Below are 20,558 nucleotides of genomic sequence, written 5' to 3' on the forward strand. Positions count from 1 at the left end.
CCTCTATTATTTTATTCTCTCGTCTATTTCCATAACATATGCTATTACTTTTGCTACTGCATCATATAATTCATAGGGTATAGAATCGCCTATATCTATATTAGTTAAAAGATTTGCTAATTCCTTGTCATAAACTATAGGTACCTTCTCTTCTGAGGCCTTTTCCAAAATTTTATCTGCTACATATCCCATACCAGCAGCAGTAACTACTGGTGATGTGTAACTTTCCTCATATTTTAAAGCTGCAGCCTTTTTTCTTTCATTCAAAATAATCACCCAATCTTTTATTATGCTCTAATATCAATAGCATTTAAATTGTTATCATTAAAAAATTCTCTACAGTTTGATATATTAAATATCTCTGCTTTTTCCTCTACTTTTATAAAAATATTATACCCCATACTGCTCATATCTTCTATAAGTTTATTTTTCCCTTTATCTAATAATTTTACCCATTGCTTTATAATTTTTATATTAATCTCCATATTGCTATTTTTAAGAGTGATATAAGCATCTACTATATCCATATTAGCTGTAGCTATAGATGTGGCTATCTTTACATTACTAGAATCTATTTTTTTACCCTTACCTCTTTCATCTTTTATTATAATTTTACAGTCACATTCGTTTTCTTTAAAATTTAAAGGTAAATCTAAATAATAATATTCATTGGATATAGTATTAAACATTTTAAAATTATTTATATTATTTTTTAATGTGCCTATTATTTTATCATAGGATGAATTATTGGTATCTTTTAATGTATCTATAAGATTTTTAACTATATCTTTAATCTCATTTGTTTTTACATTTATTTGTTCTTTTATACTTGAAGAATCTACTTGTGCTCTACTTCCTGATATTTCTATTGATTTTGTTTTAATATTTTTTGTAGTTTCCCCTATTAAACTTTGCTCTGTTGCTTCAGTATTTTCAGGTTTTGCTTTTAATCCTAACATTTCTTGCTCTTCTTTAGTAAAATTTTTTAATATTCCATTTAAGTCTTTTTCCTCTAATATTAAATCTCTTACAAGACTTATATTTTCTTCCTTACCTGTGGCCATAAGTGTTTTAAAAGTACTTATCAATTCATTTTTTACAACATTTTGACTTTTATTACTTGCGCCATTTTCTATTGTTTTTGATTGTAGATTTTCCTTTACCAAAGTATCTCCATCAGATATATTTTTGTCAGTTATTATTTGTTTATTATCTATGTTAGATTTATTTAATTCCTTATCCATATTATTTACCTTGTTATAAATGCTAGATTCTTTAAAAACCTCTTTAAAAGCTTTTACATTTTCTTCAGTTAATTCTATATTACTTTCTAATAAAATGAATAAATCTTCTTCTGTTAAGGTTTGTAATTCATTAAATAATCCCTTTAATACATTGCTTATCTCTTGTCCTTTGGCACTTTGTAAATCTATTCCTTTACCCTTTATATAGTTTTGTATAAATGTATCTCCTTCTTGAGGATTACTTTTTAGTTTTTCCATAAAATTAGATAAATTTATAACCTTTAATATATTATCCTTAGTTAAAGGTATATTATGCTTTATCATTTTTTCTAATAAAGCATAGTCCTCTTTATTTAATTTTATATTCTCTTTAAGTAATAAATCTTCTATAGAATTTTGCTCTTTTTCTTGTTCCTTTACCAAGCTACCCTCTAAAAATTTTAAAACTAACTTTCCTTCCTCAAATCCTAAAACTTTAAAATTAAGTAACCCATTAGGTAAATTTCCTTTTAAGTCTTCAATGGATGCTTTAAATTGCCATCCATCTATTAATTTTAATATTACCTCTTCTGGACTTTCTCCCTCACCAATTACTCTGGCAGCAAAAATTTGGTCTACATCAAAAGAAAGTTTACTAGATATTTTTTTTGTATTAGTATTATAAACATTATTTATATTTAAAATGTCTGGCATATTATCATCACCTCTTATAAAACTTACTTTATTATCGTACTAGATCTATATTTACTAAACAAACTTTATAAAGGAGTAGTGTAATATACTCATATGTTAGTACTATATATACTCTAACATATTTTTAAATTTTATTATCTTAAATAAAATGAATTTATTACTTTTCTATTATAATAAAAATACTGATTAAATAGAACACTAGCTATTTAATCAGTTATTATATTTATATTTTATTTTCTTTCATGAAGTATAGGGGATACATTTTTATATATAGCTGCAGTTATTAGAGATACTACTACCCCCTTAAGTAAATTAAATGGAATTATAGACCAAAATATAAAACTCTTTAAATCTACTATTTTAGGATTTAACTTATTTCCTATAGCTACTACCGCCTTTATTGGGAAATTTAGTGCTTTTTCATATAATGGTAAAAGAACATAATAGTTTAATATTCCTGCTACTATAGACATACATATTGCCCCTATGGCTAATCCCACTATTGCACCTTTTTTGGTTTTATCTCTTTTATAGATGTATGCCGAAATACCTACTAAAACAGATCCTACTAAAAAATTTGCAATTTCTCCTACAAAAACTGTATTTCCTTTGAATATACTATGCAATATATTTTTCATAAACTCTATTAGTATTCCTGTTACAGGCCCTAACGCAAAGCCACCTACTAGTGCAGGTATGTCACTTATATCAATTTGTAAAAAATCTGGGAATATAGGTATTGGAATCTCTATAAACATAAGTAAAAATCCTATAGTTCCTAGCACGGATATCTTTACCAACTTATTTAATTTACTGCTTTTCATACTATCCCTCCATTTTATATCTCTTGTGAAATTTTCCAAACAAAAATAAAAAGCCCTGATAATATTATCAGGGCCTTGTAATCATAGTTACAATTATAATCTTCTTCCATCCAGACTTTACTGTCGGCTTCGGAATTTAACCGAATCATGCTAAAAATAGCTCGCGGGCTTTACCGCCGGTGGGGAATTACACCCCGCCCTGAAGATATAAATATTAATTTTATGCATTTTTATTATATACTATTAATAATTTTAATTCAATATTAATATTTATGCAATAATTTACTTTTTCATGCTTAAGGAGATTCTATTTCTCTTTTGGTCTACTTCTAATATTCTAACTTCCACTATATCTCCTACTTTTACCACATCTAAAGGATGTTTTACAAAGCTATCTGAAAGTTGACTTATATGTACTAAGCCATCTTGATGAACTCCTATATCTACAAAGGCTCCAAAGTCAGCTACATTCCTAACAGTACCCATTAAAATCATATCTGGTTTTAATTGAGTTATATCAACAATTCCTGTCTTTAATATAGGTTTTGGTAAATCTTCTCTTGGATCTCTTCCTGGTTTTTTTATTTCTTTTATAATATCTAATAGTGTAGGTTTCCCTATATCTATTTTATTGCATATATCATCTAGTCCTATATTATTAACCCTATCATCTATATCCTGTAATTTATTATTTTTTACATCTTTTATATCATATTGTAACAAGCTTAAAAACTTCTTGGTTCCCTCATAGGACTCTGGATGGACTCCTGTATTATCTAAAGGTTCTTTACTTTCCATAACTCTAAGAAAACCTGCACATTGCTCAAAGGCTTTTTGTCCTAACCTTTTTACTTTTAATAATTCTTTTCTATTTTTAAATTTCCCTATTTCCTCTCTATAAGCTACTATATTTTTAGCTATAGAGCTATTAATGCCTGAAATATAAGATAAAAGTGATGGTGTTGCAGTATTTAAGTCTACTCCTACCGCATTAACACAATCTTCTACCACACCTTTTAATGATTCATCTAATTTTTTTTGAGATACATCGTGTTGATATTGTCCTACCCCTATAGACTTAGGATCTATTTTTACAAGTTCTGCTAGAGGATCTTGAAGTCTTCTACCTATAGATATAGCCCCTCTTAAAGAAACATTTATATCTGGATATTCTTCTGTAGCTAATTTTGATGCAGAATAAACAGAGGCTCCAGCTTCAGATACTATAACATAATATATATCTTTCCCTTTTTCTTCTTTTATTTCTTTAAGCATTTTGGCTATAACCTCTTCTGATTCTCTACTAGCTGTTCCATTTCCTAAAGATATCACATCAACGTCATATTTATATATCAATTCTTTTAATATTTTTACAGAACCTTCTACATCGTTTTGTGGTGCTGTAGCATAAACTGTAGCTGTATCTAATAACTTTCCTGTTTCGTCTAATACTGCTATCTTACATCCTGTTCTAAAACCTGGATCATACCCTAAAACCACTTTATCTTTTATAGGTGCTTGCATCAAAAGAGCCTTTAGATTCTCTTTAAATATTTTTATTGCTCCTTCTTCACCCTTTTCCGTTAACTCTGATCTTATCTCTCTTTCTATAGAGGGATATATTAATCTTTTTAAAGAATCTTTAACAGACTCTTCTATATATATATCTGTTTCTTTATTTCCTTTTAAGGATCTACTTTTTAAATAATCTATTATTTTGTCTTCATTACAAGTAACTTTTGCTGTTAATATTTTTTCTTTTTCTCCTCTATTTATAGCTAATATTCTGTGTGGAGGAATATTTTTTACATTTTCTTTATAATCATAATACATTTCATAAGGAGTAGGCTCCTTGCTTTCACCTTTTGTTTCTATTATTCCCTCATTAAAAACAAAATTTCTTATCCACTTTCTGTATTCTGCTTCGTCAGATATAACTTCACTTATTATATCCATGGCACCTTGAAGAGCATCTTCAATAGTTTTTACTTCTTTTTCTTCATTTACAAATTGACTAGCATATACTTTTATATCTTCTTTAAAATTACCTTCTAATATTGTTTCCGCTAAAGGTTTTAATCCTTTTCCTTCCGCTATAGTAGCTCTTGTCCTTCTCTTTGGCCTATAAGGTCTATATAAATCTTCTACTTCCGTAACAGTTTTACTATTAATTATAGATATCTTAAGTTCTTCTGTAAGCTTTCCTTGCTCCTCTATAAGTCTTATAACATCTTCTTTTTTAGAACTTAAATTTCTTAGATATGTAAGCCTTTCAAAAAGCTCTCTAAGAGTTTCGTCGCTCATGCCTCCAGTTACTTCTTTTCTATATCTTGCTATAAAAGGTACTGTATTTCCTTGATCTAATAAATCTATAACTGCATCTATATACTTAATAGATATATTAAGTTCTTTTGATAAAACACTATTTATATTGTTCATTTTTACCTCCAAATATTAAATAAAGTCACTAAAAATATATTATACCAGTTATATATCCTTTGGCAAATTAATATAAATTAAATTATAAACAATTTATAGGAGATATTATGAGAAATTTTGCCAAGTTATTTTATATAACTATTATTTTAACCTTTTTATGTTTTAGTATACAAACCGCTTTATTTATAAAATCATTTAATATAAACTCTGTACTAAATAATATTAATTTAATATCCTCTAATGAATTTAAGGGAAGACTTCCTGGCTCTATGGAAAATAGGCAAGTTTCAGAATATATAAGAAATAATTTTAGAAATAATAATCTACTTCCCTATGAAGAAAACTATTTCCATAGTTTTGGATGTTTTTATCCTAGCAAAATTGAAGGTAATCCTTACTTGAAAGTAATAGATTCTCAAGGTAACTTAATTAAAAATTATTCTTATGGTAAAGATTTCAAAGAAGATATGCTTAATTTTAGAGAAAATGCTTTTTCTTTTACTAATAAAAATGTAATTATCCAAAATGATTTTATGAATATAAATTATAATAATGGTAATTTCCTTATATATGCTACAGATGATTACGATTCTAATTTTAGAAGCTCTTTTGTAAAAGAAGCGCCCTATAATATGTATGTTGTCACAAATAAAAAAGTTTTTTCTGAACTAAAAGATTTTATAAAATCAGACTATAAAATAATTTGTTTTATTCCTTATTCCATAAAAGAAACTGAACTTAATAACGTGGTGGGATATATAAAAGGAACAAATCCTAACAATGCTCCTATTATAATTTCTTCCCACTTCGATCATTTAGGTGAGGATTTAAATGGGACTATATATAGTGGTGCTTTAGATAATGCTTCTGGTACTAGCTTTATGCTAGAATTAGTTAAATATATTAAATCCTTAGGTACACCGGATAGAGATATTATATTTGTTTCTTTTAATGCTGAAGAATTTGGTTGTCTTGGCTCTAAGGCTTTTGTAGAAAAATATTATAGCAAAGTAAAAAATTCTACATTATTAAATTTTGATATGATAGGAGGTAGTGAAAGTGTTCCCCTTTGTATAATGGGATCTGATAAAGATACAGCTGATACTCCTCTTATAAAAGAATTATCCACTTTATGTTCTTCTAAAAATATTAATTTTAATTATATGTTTGAAAATGCTAGTGATCATTATTTTTTTAGAGAAAAGGGTGTAAATGCTATAACATTTTGCGATAATGATACTTCCAAAATTCATACTCCTAAGGATAAAATAGAGTTTATAAATAAAAATTCTATAAAAAGATGCTACAATGTAGCCTCATTAAAAATTATAAATTCCGCTTTTAGAGGAAATTTATTTTATGTTCACTATAAAGAATTTCTAATTATATCTTTTGTTTTACTTTTTATATTTATAAAAAAACAGCAAAGAAATAAAACAAAAATTATAAATCTAAATAATTATTTATTATGAATTCTATAATTCGACAAAGTAAAAGGGATGCCTCAAAATAAAATAAATTTAATTTCAATAATTGTGATATTAAAATTAAATCTATTTTCAGGAATCCCCTTTATTTTTTAATTTCTGATTTTAAAAATTTCCTTTTAGATACTCTATTATGAATATATTTATATCGCCATTCATTACTGCATCTACATTGCTAGTTTCTGCTCCTGTTCTATGGTCTTTTACTAAATTATAAGGATGAAATACATAGGATCTTATTTGACTCCCCCATCCCATATCCTTTAGTTCTCCAGTTAGATCTTCTATTTTTTCTTTATGAGATCTTTCCTTTAATTCTACTAATCTTGATTTTAAAACCTTCATAGCTGTTTCTTTATTAGTATGCTGACTTCTTTCATTTTGACATTGTACTATAATTCCTGTTGGTATATGAGTTATTCTTACTGCAGATTCAGTTTTATTAACATGCTGTCCTCCAGCTCCACCTGCCCTATAGGTATCTATCTTTAAATCTTCACTCTTTATTTCTATTTCTTGATCATCTGTTAGTTCTGGTAATACTTCTATAGATGCAAAGGAAGTCTGTCTTTTACCATTTGCATTAAAAGGAGATATTCTAACCAATCTGTGTATTCCCTTTTCACCTTTAAGATATCCATACACAAACTCTCCAGTAATCTTTAGGGTTACACTCTTTATCCCTGCATCTTCAGCCTCTAATAAATCCATAATCTTAACAGTAAATCCCTCTTTTTCAGCCCACCTTGTATACATCCTAAATAGCATATCTGTCCAATCCTGTGCATCTGTTCCTCCTACTCCTGAATGTAGGGTCATTATTGCATTATTTCTATCATACTCTCCAGATAATAGGGTTTCTATCTTAAATCTATCTATTTCTTCTTTTATATTTTTATATTCTGATAATATTTCTTTTCCCATATCGTCATCTTCTTCTGATAACATTTGGGACAATCCTATAATATCCTCTATAGTATTTTTTAAATGATTATACTTGCTTAGTTTATCCTTTAAATACTTTTCTTCAGAAGTTATTTTTTGTGCCTCTTTTATATCATTCCAAAAATTTGGATTTTGCATTTTATTTTGTAGTTCTGATATACTATTTTTTAATTTTTCTATGTCAAAGAGACTCCCCGATTTCTTTTATTGTATTTTTAAGTTCATAGGAATTATTTATTATTTCTTGAATTTCTAATATCATGCCATCACCTCTATTATTTACTTTAGGCGCATGAAAATAAATAACAAGTCAAAGATGGCAGTATATTTTGTGTCAGCCAAGGAAGCAGGTTCCGTCGCTAGTAGTGCTATCGGCGGGCTATGCTGACGCAGTATGACGCAAAATAGACTGTCATACTGACTTGTTATTTATTTGAATGTGCCTTAAAGGTTATAAAACCAGAAACCAAATAAAAGTTTCCGGTTTTATTATAATATATTTTTATGCCATTCTACCACAACAATTTTTATATTTCTTTCCACTTCCACAAGGACATAGATCATTTCTACCAATTCTATTTTCCTTTTTTATAGGTTGTTTTTTTACTGAGTCCTCATCATAATTAGTTGATGTTTCTTTTGCTACCTTCTCTCTTTCAGGTGCTTTTTCTACTTCCACATGGAATAAATATCTTACAGTATCTACTTTAATGTTATAGATCATTTCCTCAAACATTTCACTACCTTCAAATTGGTATGCTTGAACTGGATCTTGTTGTCTATATGCTCTTAGACCTATACCTTGTTTTAAGTGATCCATATCATCTATATGATCCATCCATTTAGTATCTACAACTCTAAGTAATATTACCCTTTCTATTTCTCTTATTTGTTCTTCTCCAATTTCTTTTTCTTTGTGGTTATATATATTTTCTACTGCTTCTAATAATTTTTCTTTTATTTCTTCATCTGATAAATTACTTAGATCTTTCACATTTACTAAACCCTTTGGTAAACATATATCTTCTAAATAATTAACAAGATTTTGAAGTTCTGTCTCAAACTCTTCTTCTACTCCTGAAATATGAGAATTTACTGCAGTATAAACTACATCTCTAATCATATCTCCTATTTGATCCTTTAAGTCTTCCCCTTCTAGAACCTCACTTCTTTGTTTGTATATTATTTCTCTTTGTTTATTTATTACATCATCATATTGCAATAGAGTTTTTCTTATATCAAAGTTATTTCCTTCTACCTTCTTTTGAGCACTTTCTATAGCTGAACTTACCATCTTACTTTCTATAGCTTCATCTTCACCAAGTCCTAATTTATCAACTATTCCTTGTATTCTTTCTGAACCAAATATTCTCATTAAATCATCTTCTAAAGATACAAAAAATCTTGATTCACCAGGATCTCCTTGACGACCAGAACGTCCTCTTAATTGGTTGTCTATTCTTCTAGACTCATGTCTTTCTGTACCTATAATCATAAGTCCGCCTGCTTCTTCAGCTTCTTTAGTAAGTTTTATATCTGTACCACGACCTGCCATATTAGTGGCTATTGTAACCATCCCATATTCCCCTGCATGAGATATTATTTCCGCTTCTTTTTCATGATATTTAGCATTTAATACTTGATGAGGTACTCCTTTTTTCTTTAGCATAGAGGATAACATTTCTGATTTTTCTATGCTTACTGTACCTACTAGCATTGGTTGACCTTTTTTATATCTTTCTACTATTTCATCAACTATAGCTTTAAATTTACCCTTTTCTGTTTTATATACTACATCCGCATTATCTATTCTTGCTATAGGTTCATGTGTAGGTATTACAATTACATCTAATCCATAGATTTCTCTAAATTCATTTTCTTCTGTTTGAGCAGTTCCTGTCATACCAGATAATTTATTATACATTCTAAAATAGTTTTGATAAGTTATTGTAGCTAAAGTTTTAGATTCTCTTTCTACTCTAACGCCTTCTTTAGCTTCTATAGCTTGGTGCAATCCATCGCTATATCTTCTTCCTTCCATAGCTCTTCCTGTAAACTCATCAACTATTAGAATTTCTCCATCTTTAATCATATAATCTTTATCTTTTTTCATTACATAGTTAGCTTTTAAAGCTTGAACTACATGGTGTTGTATTTCCATGTTTTCTGCATCAGCATAGTTATCTACCTTAAAGAAATTCTCTGCTTTATTAACACCTTCATCTGTAAGCATAGCTGAATTAGCTTTTTCATCTATTGTAAAATCTTTTTCAGCTATTAAAGATTTAGTGAAATAATCTGCAACTTTATAAAATTCTGTAGACTTCTCCCCTTGACCTGATATTATTAATGGAGTTCTAGCTTCATCTATTAATATAGAGTCCACTTCATCCACAATTGCAAAGTTTAACTTTCTTTGAACTCTTTCTTCTTTATAAACTACCATATTATCCCTTAAATAATCAAAGCCAAATTCACTATTTGTTCCATAAGTTATATCTGAACCATAAGCTTCTTGTCTTTCTTCATTATTTAAATTATGCAAAATAACTCCTACTTTTAACCCTAAAAATTCATATACCGGAGCCATTAAATCTCTATCTCTTTTTGCTAAGTAATCATTAACTGTAACTATATGTACCCCTTTTCCTGTTAATGCATTTATATAGGCTGGCAATGTAGCAACTAAAGTTTTACCTTCACCGGTTTTCATTTCTCCAATTCTTCCTTGGTGTAATACTACACCACCTATTAATTGTTCTTTATAATGTTTAAGTCCTATGGTTCTATGTGCCGCTTCTCTAACTAAGGCAAAAGCTTCTGGTAAAATATCATCCAGTTTTTCCCCTTTTTCTAGTCTACTTTTAAATTCTTCAGTTTTTAGCTTAAAATCTTCATCTTTTAAGGATTGCATTTTTTCATCTAAAGATTCTATTTTGTTTACTATAGGATTAACTCTTCTAAGTTCTCTTTCACTATATGTACCAAATATTTTATTTAAAATTCCCATATTATTCATCCTCACTATTTATCAAATTTTATAGGTCTTAACTTTATAAATTATATCATTTAACTATATTCCATTCAACTTTTTAAAATAATAATTATGTAAATTTGTAAATAATAATTAATTATAGTAAACCCTAGGTTTATAAACCTTATCTATATAAAAAAGTAGACATATACCCTTGTATATGTCCACTTTTTACTAGTTCTTTATATTAATATGTTAATATATTATTTTAAAATTCAGGTTCTATTAAACCATAATTACCATCTTTTCTTCTATATATAACATTTACTTCCTCTGTATCAGCATTTTGATATACAAAGAAATTATGTCCTAAAAGCTCCATTTGTAAAACTGCTTCTTCTGAAGACATTGGTTTCATGGCAAATTTTTTAGTCTTTACTATTTGAGTCTCTTTATTTTCTCCACTTTCATAATCTGGTATATATTGAAATCTTAATGAGCCATCATGAATCTTACGTTGAAGTTTAGTCTTTTGCTTTCTTATTTGTCTTTCTAATTTATCTATTACCATGTCTATAGATGCATACATATCCTCTGTTGTTTCTTCACCTCTTAATATAACTCCATGGAATGGTATCGTAACTTCTATAGTTTGCTTATTTTTGTGTACACTCAATGTAGCTGTTGCAACTACATCAGGGTTGAAAAATCTTTCAAGCTTTGACAGCTTCTTTTCAACTGTCTCCCTTAAAGCATTTGTTATCTCAATATTTTTGCCTATTACTGTTATTTTCATTCTTCAGCCCCTCTTTCTGTTCTTGATTATGTTTTTTAATCTTGTTATGTTATTTATATTTTAATACTATTTTTTAAAAAACTCAATAGAAATTTTTTAAATTTACAAAATATTAAGTTATTTATAATAATTTTTTACTAATATGAATTATTTCATATTAATATAAAAATAAGACCTATAGTTATACTATAAGCCTCAATTAGTTAAAATTAGTTGACCTGGTTTTTGCCCCCACACTCGCCTGCTGGAATTTTCGCTACCCAGAGTTCGTCTTCTCACTACTAACCCTCTCGTTTTTAATAACGGCAGGACTTACTTCTAAGCCGCACCATGCTCATCAAATATTTTTATTTAACTTACGTGGATCGTTTTGCCTGCGACTGGCATCGACTTTCAACCACAAACCTAATTTTACTATATTTAAATTATACATCACTTTTTGCTGCAGTCAATATAAAAATTTCTTTTGCTCCACTCTTTTTTAACTCGTTAGCACAATAAAAGGAGGTAGCTCCTGTGGTTAAAACATCATCAATTAAAAGTATTCTTTTATTTTCTACATATCTTTCATTATAAACTTTAAAACTATCCTTAACATTTAGCCATCTTTCAATTCCATTTAATCCTATTTGATCTTTTGTATTTATATTCTTTTTTAAACAATAGACTATTGGTATATTAATGCTTTTACTTATAATCCTGGCTAAGTACTCACTTTGATTATATCCTCTTTTTTTGTAAGATTTTTTACTGGATGGAACAAAAGTTATAATATCCGTGCTTATATTAATTTCTTTTGCTTTTCTACACATTAAATTAGCTATTACTTCTCCACTTTTAAAATCGCCTTTATATTTTAAATTTAATATAAGTTCCATCATTATACCTGAATAATAGCAAGTAGGGAATGCTGAAAAACAGTTTTTCCCTTTTTCAATAATTTTAACGTCACTACAATGCTTTATAGCGTTAAGGCATTCTTTACATATTAAATCTTCTTCTATATATTTTTCACATATTACACATTTATTTTCATAGGGGTATATTACTTCTCCTATACATTCTATAATATATTTTATATAGTTAAAAATCCTAGTTCCCATGCTTCTTTATTAAAGCCTCTTATTATATTTTTAGCTTTCTCCATATGTACAGTTTCCGTATTAGCTAGAAATATAATTTCACCTTTAAAATCATATTCACCTCTCCCTACAGTACCACATAAATATATTAATTCTTTATAATTAAATTTATTTTTATCTGAACCATAAATTATCAAATCTGTATCCTTTAATTTTGAAAATCCATCATAAAATAAATTAGTTATAAATATACCTTCCTTCATCTTTTCAAAGTTAACTAAACTCTTATTAGAATCTAATTCCATATCTAGTATTACATTTACATCAATTTTATTTATATAATTTTTAAAATAATTATATAAATTTTTACTAATAAAATGTGAAGGGGTATATATAATAACTTTCCTTTTAGACTGAAATGACCACTTCATGTAATCATAAATAATAAAAGGAATCTCTCTACTTATATTTATTCTAGTTAATAATGTTCTTGGTTCTATTATAGGCATTCTATCCTTTTTAAAGGGTATATAAATACTTCTACTATTGATAAATAAGCTTTCTATAGAATACATTATACATTTCCCTTCATTGGTAAGTTTAGACAAAATTAAATCTTTTATACTATCCTTATTATGATTTGCATAACTACTTAAATCATCATATATTATAAAATCAAATTTTTCATCCATATTAAATGCCACATTAAAATTAGTAACTTTTAAGTTTGAAACTATATCTAATTTACTCTTTCTTATATAAGAATATTGTCTAAAATCACTTTTTCTTTTTATATTTTGTATTATATCTATGCTTTTTTCTTCTTCATTTGTTATATACAAAATATTATTCCTATTTTTTATTAGATATAAAATAGAATCCACAAAAAAATTCGTAGTATTATAAGGTATAGATACAACATTTAAGAACTTTTCTCTACCTTTACACCAATTTAATATAACTTCACTAAATTCATATTCTTTTTTGGATCTTTTAAGTAAAGACATACAGGTTCACCTTCTATATATAATATATTATTCTCCATCTATAATTTCAGTATCTAAAACATTACTTATACGCCACTTTAAAAGAGAATATCTTTCAAAAATTTTATCATTTTGTACCATAAAATTAATAGCTTTTAAAGAACCTACCAAAACAACAAGCTTTTTAGCTCTTGTTATTCCTGTATACAATAAATTTCTATTCATTAAAAGCGGTGGTCCTTTAAAGGCTGGCATAACTACTACTGGGAATTCACTGCCTTGACTTTTATGAATAGTTGCAGCATAAGCTAAATCTATTTCATCTAAATATAAATTTTCATATATTACTCTTCTTTCATTATCAAACAAAACTTGAACCGTTTCTTTTTCTTCATCTATGTCTTCTATATACCCTACATCTCCATTAAATATTCCTAACCCTTCTGCTTCCCCCTCACCACTTGTTCTAGTCCACTTTAAAGAGTAGTTATTTTTTGTTTGCATAACTTTATCTCCTACTCTAAATATATAATCCTTAAATTCCATTTCTTTTTTTAAATCATTTTTAGGGTTTAAAACAGATTGCAATTCCTTATTTAAATTAGAAACACCTAAAATTCCCTTTCTCATTGGAGATAGTATTTGTATATCATGAATTTTATGCCAACTTTTATTAAATTTAGGTAATCTTTTATTTGAAAGTTCTAATAATGTATTAACTATTTTTTTAGGTTCACTACATTCTATAAAATAAAAATCTTTATCCTTTTTATTTATAAGGGGCATTTCCCCATCATTTATTCTATGGGCATTTACTATAATCATGCTCTCTTTAGATTGTCTAAATATCTCTTTTAATCTTACTACCTTTACGCACTTACTTTCTATTAAATCTCTTAATACATTTCCAGGACCTACTGATGGAAGTTGATCTACATCTCCAACTATTATTATTCTTGTACCTAATGCTACAGCTTTTAAAAGTGTATTCATTAATATTATATCTATCATGGAAGCTTCATCTATTATCACTACATCACATTCTAAAGGCGTCTCTTCACCTTTAGAAAAAACTTCTTCTGTGTCATCCTGAGATACACCCATTTCTAATAGTCTATGTATTGTTTTAGCTTCTCTGCCTGTAGTCTCAGACATTCTCTTAGCTGCTCTTCCTGTAGGTGCTGCCATAAAAACTCTCATGTTAGCTTTTTCAAACATCTCTGTTATACAATTAATAATAGTTGTTTTTCCTGTGCCAGGGCCTCCTGTTATTATTTCCACCCCATTTTCTAAGGCTCCTTTTATGGCTTCCCTTTGAGAATCATGAAATTTTATATTATTACTTTTTTCAAAATTTAATATTTCATCTTCTATATCTATGTTTAAATTATCATATTGTGACAAAGATAAACTAAGTATTTTTTTTGTAACTCCTAACTCGCAATAATAATAAGGTAGAGTAAAAACGCAGCCTTGGTCTTCTACTTTTTCTATCTTTAATTTATTTTCTGCCATACTATTATATATACTTTCATGTATTTCTTCTTCTTTTACACCTAATATGTTCATAGACTCACTTATAAGCTTATCTAAAGGCATATAAGTATTTCCTAGACTACAAAATCCATTTATTATATAGTTTATTCCACTTTGAATTCTGAAGGGTGAATTGCCTGCTATTCCTAAGCTTCTAGCTATTTTATCTGCAGTTTTAAAACCTATCCCGCTTATTTCTTCTGTAAGTATATATGGATTTTCTTTAACAATTGATATAGAATTTTCTCCAAATCTTTTATAAACTTTCATACATTGATTAGGTGTAACTCCATAATTCTGAAAAAATATCATTATGTTTCGTACTTCATTTTGTTTTATATAGGAATCATATATTATTTCTATTTTTTTCTTTCCTATACCCTCTATTTCTGTCAATCTTTCTATATTATTGTCTAATATATTTAATGTTTCTTCTCCAAATTTTTTTACAATTTTTTTTGCAGTTACTGGGCCTATACCTGATATAATTCCTGAGGATAAATATCTTTCTATACCAGCTATAGTATTGGGCACTACCTCTTCACATATTTCTACCTTAAATTGGTTCCCAAATTGTGGATGGATAACCCATTTACCTTTTAATTTTAAATTTTGTCCTTCTGTTATATAGGGCATACATCCTACTATGGTTGTAACCTCGTTTTCCTCTCTTATTTTTGCCACTACATATCCATTCTCATCATTTTTAAAAAGTATATCCTCTATAAATCCCTGTATTTCCTGCATAAAAAATCTCTCCTAATCTTTTTCATTCCACTACCATTACTCATAATACTTCCACTTCTAAGTATGGTAAATACTATAGTTTTTTAACTCTAATCATTTAGACTAATTATATCATATTATTATAGAAAAATATAAAGGAATGGCATGTTATCATGTCCATTCCTTTTTACACTATTTTAACTTATATATGTTTTTTTATTTCCTCTACTTTATCTAATCTTTCCCATGGTACATCTATATCCGTTCTTCCAAAATGTCCATAAGCAGCGACTTGTTTATATATAGGTCTTCTTAAGTCTAAATCTCTTATTATAGCTCCAGGTCTTAAATCAAATACTTTATTTACTATTGAAACTATTTCTTCATCAGCCATTTTACCTGTTCCAAATGTATCAACTGAAATAGATACTGGTTTAGCTACCCCTATAGCATAAGCTAACTGAATTTCTAACTTATCAGCAACCCCTGCTGCAACTAAATTTTTAGCTACCCATCTTGCGGCATATGCAGCAGATCTATCGACTTTTGTTGGATCCTTACCTGAAAAGGCTCCACCACCGTGTCTTCCATAGCCACCATAAGTATCAACTATTATTTTTCTTCCTGTTAATCCTGAGTCTCCTTGAGGCCCACCAATTACAAATCTTCCTGTTGGGTTTATAAAGTATTTAGTATTTTCATCTAATAATTCTGACGGTACTATAACTCTTATTACATGTTCTTTAATATCCTTTTCTATTTGTTCTAAAGAAACTTCTGGACCATGTTGAGTTGAAATAACTATAGCATCTATTCTTACAGGTTTACCATCTTCATACTCTACAGTCACTTGAGTTTTTCCATCTGGCCTCAAATATGGTAATGTACCATTTTTTCTTACTTCTGATAATCTTCTTGATAATTTGTGGGCCATCTCTATAGGCATTGGCATATATTCCTTAGTTTCATTTGTAGCAAAACCAAACATCATACCTTGATCTCCAGCGCCTACAGCATCTAATTTATCCATTTCACCTTTTTTAGATTCTAAAGCTTCATCAACGCCCATGGCTATATCTACTGATTGTTCATCTATTGATGTTATTACAGAGCAAGTCTCACAATCAAATCCATATTTAGCTCTATCATATCCTATTCCCCTTATAGTTTCTCTAACTAACTTTGGTATATCAACATAACATTTTGTTGATATCTCTCCCATTACCATTACCATTCCTGTTGTAACTGCGGTCTCACAAGCAACCCTTCCATTAGGATCTTTATCTAATATAGCATCTAAAACTGCATCTGAAATTTGATCGCATATTTTATCTGGATGTCCTTCTGTTACTGATTCAGATGTAAATAACTTTCTCACGTTAACTCCTCCTAATTACTAATTTTGCCTAAAAAATAAAACCTCTTCAATAAGAAGAGGTTATTATATAACTACTCTCTCTTATCTTGCAGATAGCACTGCAGGAATTGGCACCTTAGTGAATATCACTGGTTGCCGGGTTTCATAGGGCCCTTTTCCCTCCACCTCTCTTGATAAGAGTTCTTTATTACTATTTATTTAAAATCATATCATACTAAAAAACACATGTCAATATTATACTTATAATATATGCATTATAAATCATCTATATACAAATAAAAACATCCTTACTATAAGTAAGGATATTTGGTGGAGGAGGACGGATTCGAACCATCGAAGCGAATCGCAACAGATTTACAGTCTGCCCCCTTTGGCCACTCGGGAACTCCTCCATGTATGGAGCTGGCAATAGGACTTGAACCTACAACCTGCTGATTACAAGTCAGCTGCTCTACCAATTGAGCCATGCCAGCATAATATAAAATTTTAATGGTGGGCACAACAGGGCTCGAACCTGTGACCCCCTGCTTGTAAGGCAGATGCTCTCCCAGCTGAGCTATGCGCCCATTAAAATAAATATGGTGGAGGAGGACGGATTCGAACCATCGAAGCGAATCGCAACAGATTTACAGTCTGCCCCCTTTGGCCACTCGGGAACTCCTCCACATATGGAGCTGGCAATAGGACTTGAACCTACAACCTGCTGATTACAAGTCAGCTGCTCTACCAATTGAGCCATGCCAGCATATTTTTTTTGTGTCGTATCGACAAGAAATATTATATCTATTTATCAATATAAATTCAAGCAAAATTAATGGCCTTTATATTAATCCTAATCCTATATACATAGTTTTTACTCTTGAATACTTTGTTTTTCTTACTATTTTATTTTGATAAATTTATTTGTAATATATATTTATTAATTTATAATATATTTATAATAAAAATTTATACATATATTAGGGAGGAATATCATGCAAAAATTATTAGGAAAGCTTAGAAGAGCAATGGGAGATTTTAATCTAATACAAAATGGAGATAAAATAGCTGTTGGTTTATCTGGGGGAAAAGATAGTATAGCTTTACTTCATCTACTAAAAAAATATCAAAGTTTTTCTCCTGAAAAATTTGATTTAATAGCTATAACATTAGATACAATGACAGGAGCAGATTTTTCTCCTCTTGAAAGTGTATGCTCTAATATAAATGTTCCACTATACATATATAAGACTCCCATAAAAGAAATAGTTTTTGATGTAAGAAAAGAAAAAAATCCTTGTTCTTTATGTGCTAATTTAAGAAGAGGAGCTTTAAACAATTATTCTAAAAAACTAGGATGTAACAAAATAGCCTTGGGTCATCATAAAAATGATGCTATAGAAACTTTATTAATGTCTATGCTATACGAAGGAAGAGTAAGTTGTTTTTCCCCTAGAACCTATTTAAATAAAGCTGATATAACAATAATTAGACCTATGATATATATAGATGAACTAGCAATTAAAAGTATGGTTAAAAGATATAATTTACCTATAATTAAAAATCCTTGTCCTGCTAATGGTAATACTAAAAGGCAATATATGAAAGAACTTACCTATACTTTAGAAAAAGATATTCCTAAAGTTAAAGACAGACTACTTGGATGCTTAAACAATACCAATCAAATAAACCTATGGGACAAAGATAAAATCGAATAATATTTAGCTCCTTATATTCATATATATTAATATAAGGAGGGGTGTGTTTTGAATATAGAAAAAACTCATTATATGGAATCATTATCTTATTATAAAATAGCAAATTCTCTTAAAAATTATTTAAATAAAGATACTATAATAATATGCATAGGTACAGATAGATGTATAGGGGATTGCCTTGGTCCTTTAGTTGGAACTATATTAAAATATAAAAATATACCTTTAAAATTATATGGAACTTTAGATGAACCTATACACGCTTTAAATATAGAGGAAACTATAAAAAATATTAAAAACTCCTACCCTAATAGTTCTATAATAGGTATAGATGCCTGCCTTGGTGACAAGAATAATATAGGTCAAATCCAAGTAAGAAACTTTCCCATACAACCTGGAAAAGGTGTTGGGAAAACACTTCCTAAAGTAGGAGATTGTTCAATTGTTGGTATTGTAGATTCAAATGAAAACTGTGATATATTTACTTCTGCTAACACTAGATTAAGCTTAATATTAAATATAGCTAAAGTTATTGCCCATTCAGTTTTACACTGTTGTTATATATTAGATATTTAAAAAATATCATTGTAATTAGGTATAGTTTATCAATTATTCTGCATTAATATAAAAAATAAAGCTCATGATTACTAATCAAGAGCTTTATTTTTATATGTAGTTATTTAAACTTATTATACTAAATTTAATCCATCACCGGATTCTGATATTCCCATCTTATCCAAGTACTCTAGCATTTTTCCTGTTCCCTCTGCAACACAAGAAATGGGGTTTTCTGCTATATGTACGGGTACTTTATTAACATTTTCTATTAAATCACTAAGACCAGTAAGCAGTGCACCTCCACCTGTCATTATTATACCTTTATCTGCTATATCAGCTGATAATTCAGGTGGTGTCTTTTCTAATACTGAATGAGTAAGTTCTGCTATTGAATTTACAGTATCCTGTAAGGCTTCTCTCATTTCATCTGAGGTTACAGTTAAGTTTTTGGGTAATCCTGTAACTAAATCTCTTCCCCTTATATCCATTGATGTATCCCCGCCTTTTGAGAAAGCAGAACCTATTTTTATCTTTAAGTCTTCAGCTGTTCTTTCTCCTATCATAAGCTTGTGTTTTTTTCTTATATATTTTATTATAGCATCATCAAACTTGTCCCCTGCTATTTTTATAGATGATCTTACTACTATACCTCCAAGAGAAATAACCGCTATATCTGTAGTACCTCCTCCAATATCTATAATCATACTTCCGCTAGCCTTAGTTATATCTAAATCTGCACCAATAGCTGCTGCTAAAGGTTCTTCTATTAAAAATACCTTCTTAGCTCCAGCATTTCTAGCCGCATCCATAACAGCTCTTTTTTCAACTTCTGTAGCTTCTGATGGAATACATATTACTACTCTTGGTGCAGATATTTTTTTCTTTCCACAAGCTTTTCCAATAAAATATTTTAACATTTTCTCAGTGATATCATAATCTGATATTACTCCGTCCCTCATAGGTCTTATGGCTACTATATTACCTGGTGTTCTACCAATCATCTCTCTAGCTTCTTGTCCAACAGCTAAAACCCTATTTTTGTTTCTGTCTATCGCCACTACTGAAGGTTCATTTAAAATTACACCTTTTCCCTTCATATATACAAGTACTGTAGCTGTCCCTAAATCAATTCCCATATCTGTTCCTACACTAAAAAACATTCCCGTATCCTCTCCTACTCTATTGTAGTTATATAT

General features: G+C 28.8%; 15 protein-coding genes, 5 tRNA genes and 2 riboswitches. Of the genes, 3 read left to right on the forward strand and 17 right to left on the reverse strand.

Features of this window, described 5'->3' with window-relative positions:
- Positions 1-6: 6 nt before the first annotated feature.
- The 4 genes from ACYUEW_RS12755 to ACYUEW_RS12770 all read right to left on the reverse strand — a co-directional run bounded on the left by ACYUEW_RS12755 (position 7) and on the right by ACYUEW_RS12770 (position 5,200).
- A complete protein-coding gene (locus ACYUEW_RS12755) occupies positions 7-267 on the reverse strand; it encodes an EscU/YscU/HrcU family type III secretion system export apparatus switch protein (protein WP_003356363.1) in 261 nt (86 codons plus the stop codon).
- A 20-nt stretch (positions 268-287) separates the two neighbouring features.
- Complete coding sequence (locus tag ACYUEW_RS12760; RefSeq protein WP_460276899.1) at positions 288-1,937, reverse strand: hypothetical protein; 1,650 nt, start codon at positions 1,935-1,937, stop codon at positions 288-290.
- Between the two features lie 230 nt (positions 1,938-2,167).
- Positions 2,168-2,761 carry an ECF transporter S component gene (locus tag ACYUEW_RS12765; protein WP_045516858.1) on the reverse strand — a complete coding sequence of 198 codons (594 nt, stop codon included), beginning with the start codon at positions 2,759-2,761 and terminating at the stop codon, positions 2,168-2,170.
- Positions 2,762-2,855: 94 nt separating this feature from the next.
- Positions 2,856-2,972, reverse strand: a riboswitch (FMN riboswitch).
- Between the two features lie 71 nt (positions 2,973-3,043).
- Positions 3,044-5,200, reverse strand: coding sequence for a Tex family protein (locus tag ACYUEW_RS12770; protein WP_045516856.1), 2,157 nt, complete (start codon positions 5,198-5,200; stop codon positions 3,044-3,046).
- Positions 5,201-5,307: 107 nt separating this feature from the next.
- Here ACYUEW_RS12770 and ACYUEW_RS12775 point away from each other — a divergent pair, with 107 nt between their 5' ends.
- Positions 5,308-6,672: a M28 family metallopeptidase gene (locus tag ACYUEW_RS12775; RefSeq protein WP_096044930.1), complete on the forward strand. Its 1,365-nt coding sequence runs from the start codon at positions 5,308-5,310 to the stop codon at positions 6,670-6,672.
- Positions 6,673-6,792: 120 nt separating this feature from the next.
- Here ACYUEW_RS12775 and prfB read toward each other — a convergent pair.
- The 12 genes from prfB to ACYUEW_RS12835 all read right to left on the reverse strand — a co-directional run bounded on the left by prfB (position 6,793) and on the right by ACYUEW_RS12835 (position 17,855).
- Positions 6,793-7,894, reverse strand: a protein-coding gene (gene prfB / locus ACYUEW_RS12780; protein WP_141650338.1) for a peptide chain release factor 2 whose coding sequence is annotated in 2 segments (ribosomal slippage) — positions 6,793-7,815 and positions 7,817-7,894 — 1,101 coding nt in all. Because the reading frame shifts where the segments join, the coding sequence is not laid out codon by codon here.
- A gap of 240 nt (positions 7,895-8,134) precedes the next feature.
- Entirely contained in the window at positions 8,135-10,642 is a 2,508-nt protein-coding gene (gene secA / locus ACYUEW_RS12785) for a preprotein translocase subunit SecA (protein WP_042385915.1), read from the reverse strand.
- Between the two features lie 232 nt (positions 10,643-10,874).
- Positions 10,875-11,402 carry a ribosome hibernation-promoting factor, HPF/YfiA family gene (hpf, locus tag ACYUEW_RS12790; protein WP_045516848.1) on the reverse strand — a complete coding sequence of 176 codons (528 nt, stop codon included), beginning with the start codon at positions 11,400-11,402 and terminating at the stop codon, positions 10,875-10,877.
- A gap of 425 nt (positions 11,403-11,827) precedes the next feature.
- Positions 11,828-12,505 carry a ComF family protein gene (locus ACYUEW_RS12795; RefSeq protein WP_003487833.1) on the reverse strand — a complete coding sequence of 226 codons (678 nt, stop codon included), beginning with the start codon at positions 12,503-12,505 and terminating at the stop codon, positions 11,828-11,830.
- Positions 12,478-13,491, reverse strand: a complete 1,014-nt coding sequence (locus ACYUEW_RS12800; RefSeq protein ID WP_045516846.1) for a hypothetical protein — start codon at positions 13,489-13,491, stop codon at positions 12,478-12,480. The genes ACYUEW_RS12795 and ACYUEW_RS12800 overlap by 28 nt, the downstream gene beginning before the upstream one ends.
- A 27-nt stretch (positions 13,492-13,518) precedes the next feature.
- A complete protein-coding gene (gene recD2 / locus ACYUEW_RS12805) occupies positions 13,519-15,753 on the reverse strand; it encodes an SF1B family DNA helicase RecD2 (protein ID WP_043030927.1) in 2,235 nt (744 codons plus the stop codon).
- A 181-nt stretch (positions 15,754-15,934) separates the two neighbouring features.
- Entirely contained in the window at positions 15,935-17,110 is a 1,176-nt protein-coding gene (gene metK, locus ACYUEW_RS12810; RefSeq protein ID WP_003487840.1) for a methionine adenosyltransferase, read from the reverse strand.
- A gap of 78 nt (positions 17,111-17,188) precedes the next feature.
- A riboswitch (SAM riboswitch) is annotated at positions 17,189-17,290 on the reverse strand.
- A gap of 127 nt (positions 17,291-17,417) precedes the next feature.
- Positions 17,418-17,502 (reverse strand) — tRNA-Tyr (locus ACYUEW_RS12815).
- A gap of 5 nt (positions 17,503-17,507) precedes the next feature.
- Positions 17,508-17,583 (reverse strand) — tRNA-Thr (locus ACYUEW_RS12820).
- Between the two features lie 17 nt (positions 17,584-17,600).
- Positions 17,601-17,676 (reverse strand) — tRNA-Val (locus ACYUEW_RS12825).
- Between the two features lie 13 nt (positions 17,677-17,689).
- Positions 17,690-17,774: transfer RNA gene (locus ACYUEW_RS12830), tRNA-Tyr, on the reverse strand.
- A 5-nt stretch (positions 17,775-17,779) separates the two neighbouring features.
- Positions 17,780-17,855, reverse strand: a tRNA-Thr gene (locus tag ACYUEW_RS12835).
- 229 nt (positions 17,856-18,084) lie between these two features.
- Between ACYUEW_RS12835 and ACYUEW_RS12840 the strand changes: the two genes are divergently transcribed.
- Positions 18,085-18,807, forward strand: a complete 723-nt coding sequence (locus ACYUEW_RS12840) for a tRNA 2-thiocytidine(32) synthetase TtcA (RefSeq protein ID WP_003487842.1) — start codon at positions 18,085-18,087, stop codon at positions 18,805-18,807.
- A gap of 48 nt (positions 18,808-18,855) precedes the next feature.
- Positions 18,856-19,380, forward strand: a complete 525-nt coding sequence (gene yyaC, locus ACYUEW_RS12845) for a spore protease YyaC (RefSeq protein ID WP_042385917.1) — start codon at positions 18,856-18,858, stop codon at positions 19,378-19,380.
- A 113-nt stretch (positions 19,381-19,493) separates the two neighbouring features.
- Here the strand turns inward: yyaC and mreB are convergent, their stop codons facing one another.
- The gene (mreB, locus tag ACYUEW_RS12850) at positions 19,494-20,522 is read right to left on the reverse strand and encodes a rod shape-determining protein (RefSeq protein ID WP_003487846.1); all 1,029 of its coding nucleotides are present in this window, start codon (positions 20,520-20,522) and stop codon (positions 19,494-19,496) included.
- Positions 20,523-20,558 lie beyond the last annotated feature (36 nt).

Source organism: Clostridium sp. CTA-1 (assembly GCF_054768215.1).

Excerpts from the sequence above, each read along its gene's own strand:
- ACYUEW_RS12760 (WP_460276899.1), bottom strand. The coding sequence starts at position 1,937 with ATGCCAGACATTTTAAATATAAATAATGTTTATAATACTAATACAAAA.
- ACYUEW_RS12765 (WP_045516858.1), bottom strand. The coding sequence starts at position 2,761 with ATGAAAAGCAGTAAATTAAATAAGTTGGTAAAGATATCCGTGCTAGGA.
- ACYUEW_RS12770 (WP_045516856.1), bottom strand. The coding sequence starts at position 5,200 with ATGAACAATATAAATAGTGTTTTATCAAAAGAACTTAATATATCTATT.
- ACYUEW_RS12775 (WP_096044930.1), top strand. The coding sequence starts at position 5,308 with ATGAGAAATTTTGCCAAGTTATTTTATATAACTATTATTTTAACCTTT.
- secA (WP_042385915.1), bottom strand. The coding sequence starts at position 10,642 with ATGGGAATTTTAAATAAAATATTTGGTACATATAGTGAAAGAGAACTT.
- hpf (WP_045516848.1), bottom strand. The coding sequence starts at position 11,402 with ATGAAAATAACAGTAATAGGCAAAAATATTGAGATAACAAATGCTTTA.
- ACYUEW_RS12795 (WP_003487833.1), bottom strand. The coding sequence starts at position 12,505 with ATGGGAACTAGGATTTTTAACTATATAAAATATATTATAGAATGTATA.
- ACYUEW_RS12800 (WP_045516846.1), bottom strand. The coding sequence starts at position 13,491 with ATGTCTTTACTTAAAAGATCCAAAAAAGAATATGAATTTAGTGAAGTT.
- recD2 (WP_043030927.1), bottom strand. The coding sequence starts at position 15,753 with ATGCAGGAAATACAGGGATTTATAGAGGATATACTTTTTAAAAATGAT.
- ACYUEW_RS12840 (WP_003487842.1), top strand. The coding sequence starts at position 18,085 with ATGCAAAAATTATTAGGAAAGCTTAGAAGAGCAATGGGAGATTTTAAT.
- mreB (WP_003487846.1), bottom strand. The coding sequence starts at position 20,522 with ATGTTTTTTAGTGTAGGAACAGATATGGGAATTGATTTAGGGACAGCT.